A 9,768-nucleotide genomic window follows, 5' to 3' on the forward strand; every position below is an offset into this window, starting at 1 on the left:
TGAGAGCCCGGTCGGCACCTTTCGGGACTGAGGTCGCCGTAAAACGGAGGAGACGAAGTATGAGGAAGCAACTGAATTCGATCGCGCTGGCGATTTCGATGTGCGGTCTCGCGGGTACGGCGTACGCACAGGAGGCGGGAAGCGTTGTGGTAACCGGTGGCGCCGCGTGGATCGACATGAGGCAATCGAGCTCTCAAGAGCTGAAAAGCAGTTCCCAGTTCGGTACTTTCACTTCTCCTGGAACAGGCGCGGAAATTCATAACACCTTCACGGGAGAGTTCCTCGTTACCTACTTCGCAACGGAGCATATTGCGATCGAAAGTGCCGTGGGATTTCCTCCGAAGCTGAATTTTTTCTCCCAGGGCGTCGCTACCCCCCTTGGGCCCCAGGGGCCGGCGATGCCCGTGGGTGATCTGAAGCCGTTGGTGACGGCTCGGGTGTGGGCGCCGACATTGTTTGTGAAGTATTACTTTGGAAAAAAGGACAGTGTGTGGCGCCCATTCTTGGGTGTCGGCGTGAATTACACGTGGTTCAGCTCCGTCCAGGTTCATCCCGCATTCAGCGGGGCGCTCAGTCAGTTTGCCGGACCGGGTGGAAGGGTTGATGCATCAGCGAGCTCGTCGTGGAACCCAGCCTTCACGGCGGGCGTGACGTATCGCCTCAACGGTAGATGGTCCGTGCTGGGATCGATCACCTACATCCCGCTAAAGACGACCGGAAAATTCGACGCAGTCAGCGCCAACGGAACGACCGTTTTGAGCAATACAACACGAATCACGGCCAATCCCATCATCGGATTCGTTGGGGTTTCATATCGATTTTGAGCGGCGGCTCGAGTCCGGATGGGTATAGCGACACAGGAGATTTCACCGTGGACGACATAAAGGTCCAAGTTGACGGGCGGGTGCTCATCCTCACGATATCGAGGCCCGAAAAGAAGAATGCGTTGACCGGAGCGATGTACGGCGCGCTTGCGGATGCGCTTGAATCAGCTGCCGAGCGCGTGAACGCCGTCCTCATCCAATCTGATGGTGACACGTTCTCGGCTGGAAGCGACCTGAGCGAATTCTCCGCTGAAGCAATTCATGATGGCATCGGCAAGAGCCGTGGTGCGCGGTTTCTACGATGTCTGGCGACGATGGAGATTCCTGTCGTGGCCGCCGTACAAGGAAAAGCCATTGGTGTCGGCGCCACCATGCTGTTGCATTGCGACTACGTCATCGTTGCGAACGACGCGCAACTCAGCGCGCCGTTTGTCGACCTGGCGCTCGTTCCTGAAGCGGCGTCGGGCTACCTGCTTCCGCTCCGGGTCGGAAGCATTCATGCGTTCGAGATGATCGCGCTCGGCCGCTCTGTCGATGCGCAGACCGCCGTGGAATGGGGAATCGCCAATCGATCGGTGCCGGCTGACCAGCTTCGAGCGGAAGCGAAGGCGATTGCGGAGGTTATCGCTGCGAAGGCGCCGGGCGCGATCAGAGCGACGAAGCAGTTGATGAGCGAGCGCAGGAGAGTCATCGATCAAATGAACGCGGAGTTTGATGCGATCGACAAGCAATTGACAGGGAACGAGTGTAGTGAAGCCTTGGCCGCGTTCAAGGAAAAGCGTCGTCCCGATTTCTTGAAGCTTCAATAACGTGATGGATAAAAGCAACACTGATACTCGATCGCATGAGGCCGCCATACGGCGATCCCCTGATTTCGACGTGCGGCGATTGGAATCGTGGCTAGGCGGAAATTTGCGTGGTTTTAGCGGGCCACTCGACGTATCGCAATTTTCGGGAGGCCAGTCGAATCCAACCTATTTGCTGACGACGCCATCCGCCCGCTATGTCCTGCGCCGCAAGCCGTCGGGCAAGCTACTGCCGTCCGCTCACGCGATCGATCGAGAATATCGCCTGATACGCGCGTTGAACGGATCCGCGGTGCCGGTCGCGCATGCGCACTGCTATTGCGACGACGTATCGGTAATCGGCACCGAGTTTTATGTCATGAGTTATGTGGAAGGCCGCGTGCTCTGGGAGCCCAGCCTTCCGGGCATGACGGCCAACGAACGCCGCCTGGTTTTCGATGAAATGAATCGCGTCATGGCGGCGCTGCATACGATCGATATCGACGCACTTGGTCTGCGCGACTTCGGGCGAACAGGAAGCTATTTCGAGCGCCAAGTGTCACGCTGGACCAAACAGTATCGCGCATCCGAGACGGGCCACATTGCGTCCATCGAACGATTGATCGAATGGTTGCCGCATCATCTTCCGAGCGCGGAACGGACGAGCCTGGTTCATGGTGATTTTCGCCTGGACAACATGATCTTTGCCCCGGATGAGCCACGAGTGGTCGCTGTACTCGATTGGGAACTCTCGACGCTTGGTGATCCGCTCGCGGATTTCGCCTATCTCTGCCTCGCGTGGCACTTGCCGGCGGCCGGTTCGCGCGGACTGGCGGACTTGACTGACGCCGACAAGGTTTCGCTGGGCATTCCGCATGAAGCTGAATTTGTGTCGGCGTACTGCCGCCGTACCGGCATTGAGGAAATTGGAACACGTGAGTGGAACTTCTACCTCGCCTATAACTTCTTTCGCGTGGCCGCGATTCGGCAAGGAATCATGAGGCGCGCACTCGACGGTAACGCAAGCAGCGATCAGGCATTCGAGCACGGCAGACTTGCTGCCACGATGGGCGATCTGGGATGGGGTTGCGCAGAACGCGCGATGGCCGCTTGACAGTAGCACCGGCCGCAATTCGGAAGAGGAATAGATGAACTTCGAACCTTCGGAAAAGGTTAAGGACCTGCAGCGCCGTGTTTCGGCATTCATGCATCAATATGTGTACCCCAACGAGGAACGTTACGAGCGAGAAGTCTGCGACGGCGACCGTTGGCAGCCGATCGCGCTCATTGAAGAGCTGAAGGCGCACGCGAAGGACCAAGGTTTGTGGAATCTGTTTCTGCCCGATTCGGAACATGGGGCGGGACTGACGAACGTCGAATACGCTCCCCTTTGCGAAATCATGGGCCGGGTGCCATGGGCACCAGAGGTTTTCAACTGTTCGGCACCCGACACAGGCAACATGGAAGTGCTGGTCCGTTACGGCACGCAGGAGCAGAAGAAGACGTGGCTCGAGCCGTTGCTGCGTGGCGAGATTCGCTCGGCGTTCGCAATGACCGAGCCACTTGTGGCCTCGTCCGATGCAACGAACATCGAGAGCTCGATCGTGCGTGACGGTGACGAATACGTGATCAATGGCAGGAAATGGTGGACTTCTGGTGCCAACGATCCACGCTGCAAAGTCTTCATTTTCATGGGCAAGACGGACCCTGACGCGGCAGAGCGCTATCGTCAGCAAGGGATGATCCTCGTGCCGCGCGACGCGCCCGGCGTGACGATTCTTCGCCATCTGCCGGTGCTCGGTTTCGACGACGCGCCGCACGGGCATGCGGAAATCGTCTTCGAGAACGTACGTGTGCCGGTAACGAACATGCTGCTCGGCGAAGGGCGCGGCTTCGAGATTGCTCAAGGGCGTCTCGGCCCCGGTCGTATCCATCACTGCATGCGCCTGATCGGTCTCGCGGAGCGTGCACTCGAAGTGACGTGTACACGTAGCCTGTCGCGAACGGCGTTTGGACGGGCAATTGCCGACCAAACGGTGACGCAGCACCGCATAGCCGACGTACGTATCTCGATCGACCAGACGCGCTTACTGGTGCTGGATGCTGCGCACAAGATGGACGCGATCGGCAATAAGGCGGCAGCACGCGAAATTGCGATGATCAAGGTGGCGGCGCCCAACATGGCATGCACGGTCATCGATTGGGCGATTCAGACCTGCGGGGGCTATGGAATGCAGGATCGCTTCCTGACGCACGCCTATGCTGCCGCACGGTCGCTGCGCATCGCGGACGGTCCGGATGAAGTGCATCGCAATCAGATAGGGCGAATGGAACTGGCCCGTTATCGGGGCTCGAGATGAGCGGCACTACAAGAATTTCGTGCTCGCCTTCAAAAAAGGCCGAACGTTCGAGTGTTTATTTGATTTTGGATCCAATCGAGCTGTCTGTATCGAACTGGCAGCGACATAGCTCAACCTGGATGCACGGTACCCCGTCCCGTGCGCCGCACATACAAAGGAAGGGAACATGACAGCGCACTACAGGGTGCACGATGACGTGGCGGTTATCACGCTCGACAACCCACCGGTCAATGGGCTCGGGCACACGACACGTCTCGCCATCGTCGAGGCAATGGCCGCAGCAGCAGCCGACGCGGGTGTACGGGCCATTGTCATTACTGGGGCAGACAGCGGCTTCTCGGCCGGAGCGGACATCCGGGAATTCGGCACGCCGAAAGCAACGCAGGAACCGAGCATTCATACGGTCATACGAGCGATCGAATCCAGCGCCAAGCCGGTTGTCGCCGCCATCCATTCGGTGGCCATGGGCGGTGGGCTGGAGTTGGCAATGGGTTGCCACTTTCGTGTTGTTACACCGGGTGCGCAGATTGCACTACCTGAAGTGAAGCTCGGCGTTCTTCCGGGAGCCGGGGGGACGCAGCGCCTCCCGCGGGCCGTCGGCCTCGAGGCAGCGCTCGACATGATCGTATCCGGCCGAATCGTACGCTCGGAAAAACTGGCAGACACTGGCCTGTTCGATCTGATCATCGAGGGCGACCTGCTGACAGGCGCGGTGCGGTTTGCACAACAGGCTGCGGACCGGAACGAGCTGCCGCGGCTGCGAGATCGCCGCATCGAGCATGTCAATCCGGACGGATTCCTGCAATTCGCGCGCAACACGATTGCAACTGCCAGCCGCAACTTTCCGGCGCCGCTCAAATGTGTCGACGCCGTGCAGGCTTCCGTCCAGCAAGCCTTCGACGATGGGATCAAGTTCGAACGCAAGCTGTTCATGGAACTGATGGACACATCGGAATCCCGAGCGCTTCGTCACGCCTTCTTCGGAAAACGTGCTGGTGCGAAGATTCCTGACCTGCCACCCGACACACCGGTGCGGACGGTAACGCAAGTGGCTGTCGTCGGCGCGGGCACGATGGGAGCGGGCATTGCGATGAACTTTCTCAGTGCGGGCCTCCAGGTCACGATTCTCGAGACGCGGCAAGACGCGCTCGAGCGCGGTGTCGCGGCGATCCGCAAGAACTACGACGACAACGCCAGAAAGGGCAAGCTCACGCAGGAACAGGTCGAGCAGCGTATGTCCCTTCTGACGCCGACACTCTCCTATGACGACCTCCGGCAAGCCGACCTCATTATTGAAGCGGTGTTCGAGGAAATGAGCGTGAAGGAAAGCGTGTTCCGGGCGCTGGATGCTGTCGCAAAGCACGGAGCCATCCTGGCATCGAACACCTCGACCCTGGACGTGGACAAGATCGCCGCGTTCACGAAGCGGCCTCACGACGTGGTCGGTATGCATTTCTTCAGTCCGGCCAACGTGATGGAACTTCTCGAGATCGTACGAGGTGAGAAGACCGCGCACGACGTGCTGGCGACAGTCATGAGTCTCGCCAGGAAGATCGGCAAGACGGCGGTGGTATCCGGTGTTTGCGACGGCTTCATTGGTAACCGGATGATCAATCAGTACCTGCGCCAAGCAGGCTATTTGCTGGACGAGGGCGCGCTGCCGGAACAGATCGATCGTGCGATCGAGAAGTTTGGCTTTGCGATGGGCCCGTTCCGCATGCTCGACCTGTCCGGCAACGACATCGTCTGGGCGATCCACAAGCGCCATGCGGTGGAAAGGCCGGATATCGTGTATTCGAAGACCACCCATCTGCTCTGTGAGATGGGACGGTTCGGCCAAAAATCCGGTGCAGGCTGGTACGACTACAAGGCGGGCGATCGCAAGGCGTATCCGTCACCGGCTGTCAATGACATGATCGTCCAGCAATCCAGAGATATTGGTCTGGAGCGGCGTGTGATTTCGGACGACGAGATCGTCGAGCGTCTTGTCTATGCGCTCGTGAACGAAGGTGCTCGGATACTGGAAGAGGGCATCGCATCGAAAGCATCCGATATCGATGTCGTTTATCTCACGGGCTACGGCTTCCCGATCTTCCGCGGCGGTCCAATGTTCTATGCCGACACCGTAGGCCTTTACAACGTGGCGCAAGCGACGCGCCGCTACGGCAAGGGGTATCGCGGCGAAGCGTGGCAAACGGCCCCGTCGCTCGAGCGGCTGGCCGAAGTGGGCAAAGGTTTCAACGATTGATGTGGAGCACGAATATGACTGAAGCAGTGATTGTTTCCACCGCTCGGACGGCACTCGCGAAGAGCTGGAAGGGCGCTTTCAACATGACGCACGGCGCTACGCTCGGCGGGCACGTCGTCAGACACGCGATCGAGCGTGCGCACATCGAGCCGGGTGAAGTCGAGGACGTTCTGATGGGCTGCGCCGTTCCGGAAGGCGCGACTGGCTGGAACATCGGGCGGCAGATCGCATTGCGTGCAGACTGCCCGGCGAGCGTGCCAGGTGCAACCATCAATCGCTTTTGCTCCTCTGGACTGCAGGCGATTGCGACGGCCGCGCAGCGTGTGATTGCCGGTGAAGGCGATATCTTCGTTGCGGGTGGTGTCGAATCCATTTCCTGTGTCCAGCAGGAAATGAACCGACACATGCTGAACGACGGCTGGCTTGAGAGGCACAAGCCCACCATCTACTGGAGCATGCTGCAAACCGCTGAAACCGTCGCCCGGCGTTACAACATCGGGAGAGATCGTCAGGACGAGTATGGCGTTCGAAGCCAGCAGCGGGCGGCGGATGCCGTTGCCGCCGGACGGTTTGCGGACGAAATCGTGCCGATCACCACAGTGATGGGCGTCGCCGACGCGAAGACCGGATCACTCGGCACGCGCGAAGTCACGGTGTCTGTCGATGAAGGCATCCGTGCCGATACGACGCTGGAAGGCCTTTCGAAAATTCGTTCTTCTTTGCCGGGAGGCGTGATTACGGCCGGTAATGCGAGCCAGTTCTCCGATGGTGCATCAGCTGCTGTCGTCATGGACGGCAAGCTGGCCTCCGCCCGCGGCCTGCAGCCACTCGGCGCATTCCGGGGTTTTGCCGTTGCCGGATGTGAGCCGGACGAAATGGGTATCGGGCCGGTGTTCGCCGTACCTAAGCTGCTTGCGAAGGCCGGTTTAACGGTCGATGACATCGGCCTTTGGGAGTTGAACGAGGCATTCGCTGTCCAGGTGCTTTACTGCGCCGACAAACTCGGCATTCCGATGGAGCGCCTCAACGTCAATGGCGGCGCCATTGCATTGGGGCATCCGTACGGTGTTTCCGGCGCGCGCCTCGTCGGGCATGCGCTGTTGGAGGGTAAGCGCCGTGGTGCTCGATATGTCGTCGTTACGATGTGCATCGGGGGCGGCCAAGGCGCAGCAGGGTTGTTCGAAGTTTTTTGATGTCTGCGCAAGAAGCGTCGCAGAAACAGGAATAGTGCGGATTAGACACCATGGGTACGCTCAAACAATTATTCGATCTTTCAGGAAAAACCGCGCTCGTAACTGGCGGCTCACGCGGCCTCGGTCTTCAACTCGCCGAGTCACTCGGCGAACTTGGAGCGCGCATCGTTCTTTCTGCGCGCAAAACCGACGAGTTGCAAGAGGCGCAGGCGCATCTGGCGTCGCTCGGCATTGAGGCGGACTTCATCGCAGCGGACGGTTCCATCGACGCAGATATTCATCGTCTGGCTGACGAGGCGCTCGCCAGGTTGGGTCGCGTCGACATACTCGTGAACAACGCGGGCGCGGTCTGGAGCGCGCCGGCGGAGGACCACCCGATCGAGGCATGGGATAAGGTCATGAACCTCAACATCCGAGGCCTCTTCCTGCTCACCCAGCAAATTGGCAAGCGGTCGATGATCCCGCGTGGATACGGCCGAATCGTCAACATGGCATCGATCGGCGGCCTCAGGGGAAATCCGCCTGATGCGATGAGCACCATTGCCTATAACGCGAGCAAGGGAGCGGTTGTCAATTTCACACGAACGCTCGCGGGTGAGTGGGGGCAATACGGCATCACGGTCAACGCGATTGCGCCGGGCTTTTTTCCATCCAACATGACGCGGGGCTTGCTCACCCAATTGGGCGCGGACAAGGTTGCGGAAGGACTCCCATTACGGCGCATTGGCGATAGCGAGGATCTGAAGGGCGCCGTCGCATTGTTCGCATCGGATGCAGGCAAGCACATCACCGGACAGATCCTTGCAGTAGACGGCGGTGCGACCGCCGTACTATAACCGCGATACGGAGAGATACGGATGCCGAAGTATTGGGCAGATTTGGAGACCTTCGTTGCCGGGTAAAAACGGTGGGATCACATGGCTCCTGCGTCACCGCAGTACCGGAAAGACCCCGGAACAACCGGGCGCCAATGAAACCGGAACCTGACGACGCGTTTATACGGACGTTGGGTGGTGGACGGAAATGAAGGCGGTGCAAATTGCAAGTACCGGTGGACCGGAGGTGCTGACGCCAGTCGATCTCGAAGTGCGACGTCCTGGTATTGGAGAGTTCTAGTCAAGGTCGACGCTGTCGGGATCAATTTTGCCGACACGGTTCGTCGCCGCAGTGCGCCTTAAAGTCCGAGATGGTCATCTGTTGTGCGGTATTCCTGCTGCTGATGTTTGCTACTGGCGACTCGGGAGTGTTCGGCCTCTCCCGGCTAGGGGCGATCCTGAAGGAGTTGAACTCGGGCGGTATGGCGTCGTTTCAGGCCTTGTCGGAGATTCGTGCCGCGCACATGGATGCCTGGTTTCAATTGAGACGAATCGAACTCGCGCAAAACGGTGAAGAGGTAGCCACGTCAATCGGCACGATTCGCTCCGACGAAGAACGGTTGGTCCCAGGCGATTTCACTGACTGCCTGATGCAATTTGAGGAACGACATGGACGTAATGCAACGGACTCGCTTTGCTGCTGCAGCAGCAGCTAATGCTGAAGATGCAGCGATTTGGCGTTGGTTTTCCGCCCTTCTTGAAGAGCGTCGTATCCGGTGGCGTTACATGTTCGATAGTTGGGTCGTTAATGTCGATCGCACTCGTGTTGCCTCGGAGTTGACTTTCTATGATGCGATAAGGGCGGCAAAAGAGGAGGCCGAACAGCGGGGGCTAGGACGGCCTGACGAAAGGCCACCCCGGGGGCGCTGGCAAGGTAGGGACACAGAAGACGTAACACGATACCGTTCCTATCGCTAATTCGCCTGGACGTCGCAAGATCTTGTGGTGCCTGCTGACTCCAGTGCCCCGCCTGCGCGACAGTATGTGAAATCGTGCGGTCAGATTTCGGCTCGTTCGGCCCCGAAGGGGTTGTGCAGGACCAGTGGTGATCGGAGATTGTTTCGCGCGAGATGATCTGCCGTCAAGATTGATTTCGTGACGTTTCCTCGGTCGGCGGAGTCAAGTGGCGAACCTATGCTGATGGCCGCGCGTTGAGTACCAGATCGCTCGCTGCGAGGGCAATGGCACGAAGCAGCAGGTTGATTTTCGCAGTGAGACTGCTCTTTTCGGCATTACTTTCTAAGTTTATAAAATTCAATTCGACTCTCAGACTGAAGGGAATCACGCATGAAGATTCACGAGTACCAGGGTAAGGAAATCCTGCGGAAATTCGGCGTCGCGGTACCGCGCGGCAAGCCGGCGTTCTCGGTTGACGAGGCCGTCAAGGTGGCAGAAGAGCTCGGCGGCCCGGTGTGGGTCGTGAAGGCTCAGATTCACGCAGGTGGCCGTGGCAAGGGCGGCGGCGTGAAGGTGGCGAAGTCGA

The 9,768-nt window shown here is 59.0% G+C and carries 9 protein-coding genes; all 9 read left to right on the forward strand.

What is annotated here, in order from left to right:
• Positions 1 to 59 precede the first annotated feature (59 nt).
• Positions 60 to 824: an OmpW/AlkL family protein gene (locus tag B7G54_RS36855; protein WP_046548415.1), complete on the forward strand. Its 765-nt coding sequence runs from the start codon at positions 60 to 62 to the stop codon at positions 822 to 824.
• Positions 825 to 871: 47 nt separating this feature from the next.
• Positions 872 to 1,633: an enoyl-CoA hydratase-related protein gene (locus B7G54_RS36860; RefSeq protein ID WP_085043578.1), complete on the forward strand. Its 762-nt coding sequence runs from the start codon at positions 872 to 874 to the stop codon at positions 1,631 to 1,633.
• A gap of 4 nt (positions 1,634 to 1,637) precedes the next feature.
• On the forward strand, positions 1,638 to 2,723 hold the full coding sequence (locus B7G54_RS36865) for a phosphotransferase family protein (protein ID WP_244289489.1): 1,086 nt from the start codon (positions 1,638 to 1,640) through the stop codon (positions 2,721 to 2,723).
• Positions 2,724 to 2,757: 34 nt separating this feature from the next.
• Positions 2,758 to 3,969: an acyl-CoA dehydrogenase family protein gene (locus tag B7G54_RS36870; protein ID WP_085043572.1), complete on the forward strand. Its 1,212-nt coding sequence runs from the start codon at positions 2,758 to 2,760 to the stop codon at positions 3,967 to 3,969.
• 166 nt (positions 3,970 to 4,135) lie between these two features.
• The gene (locus B7G54_RS36875; RefSeq protein ID WP_085043573.1) at positions 4,136 to 6,217 is read left to right on the forward strand and encodes a 3-hydroxyacyl-CoA dehydrogenase NAD-binding domain-containing protein; all 2,082 of its coding nucleotides are present in this window, start codon (positions 4,136 to 4,138) and stop codon (positions 6,215 to 6,217) included.
• Between the two features lie 14 nt (positions 6,218 to 6,231).
• A complete protein-coding gene (locus B7G54_RS36880) occupies positions 6,232 to 7,410 on the forward strand; it encodes an acetyl-CoA C-acyltransferase (protein WP_085043579.1) in 1,179 nt (392 codons plus the stop codon).
• Positions 7,411 to 7,460: 50 nt separating this feature from the next.
• A complete protein-coding gene (locus B7G54_RS36885; protein WP_072445164.1) occupies positions 7,461 to 8,246 on the forward strand; it encodes an SDR family oxidoreductase in 786 nt (261 codons plus the stop codon).
• A gap of 407 nt (positions 8,247 to 8,653) precedes the next feature.
• Positions 8,654 to 8,941, forward strand: coding sequence for a hypothetical protein (locus B7G54_RS39270; RefSeq protein WP_165765661.1), 288 nt, complete (start codon positions 8,654 to 8,656; stop codon positions 8,939 to 8,941).
• A gap of 631 nt (positions 8,942 to 9,572) precedes the next feature.
• Positions 9,573 to 9,768 (forward strand): ATP-grasp domain-containing protein (locus B7G54_RS36895; protein ID WP_341866402.1); only part of this gene is annotated, 196 nt, incomplete at its 3' end.

Source organism: Burkholderia puraquae (genome assembly GCF_002099195.1).
GTDB lineage: Bacteria > Pseudomonadota > Gammaproteobacteria > Burkholderiales > Burkholderiaceae > Burkholderia > Burkholderia puraquae.

Bases quoted from the DNA above. Each gene is read 5' to 3' on its own strand.
- B7G54_RS36880 (WP_085043579.1), top strand. From the start codon at position 6,232: ATGACTGAAGCAGTGATTGTTTCCACCGCTCGGACGGCACTCGCGAAG.
- B7G54_RS36865 (WP_244289489.1), top strand. From the start codon at position 1,638: ATGGATAAAAGCAACACTGATACTCGATCGCATGAGGCCGCCATACGG.
- B7G54_RS36870 (WP_085043572.1), top strand. From the start codon at position 2,758: ATGAACTTCGAACCTTCGGAAAAGGTTAAGGACCTGCAGCGCCGTGTT.
- B7G54_RS36885 (WP_072445164.1), top strand. From the start codon at position 7,461: ATGGGTACGCTCAAACAATTATTCGATCTTTCAGGAAAAACCGCGCTC.
- B7G54_RS36855 (WP_046548415.1), top strand. From the start codon at position 60: ATGAGGAAGCAACTGAATTCGATCGCGCTGGCGATTTCGATGTGCGGT.
- B7G54_RS36875 (WP_085043573.1), top strand. From the start codon at position 4,136: ATGACAGCGCACTACAGGGTGCACGATGACGTGGCGGTTATCACGCTC.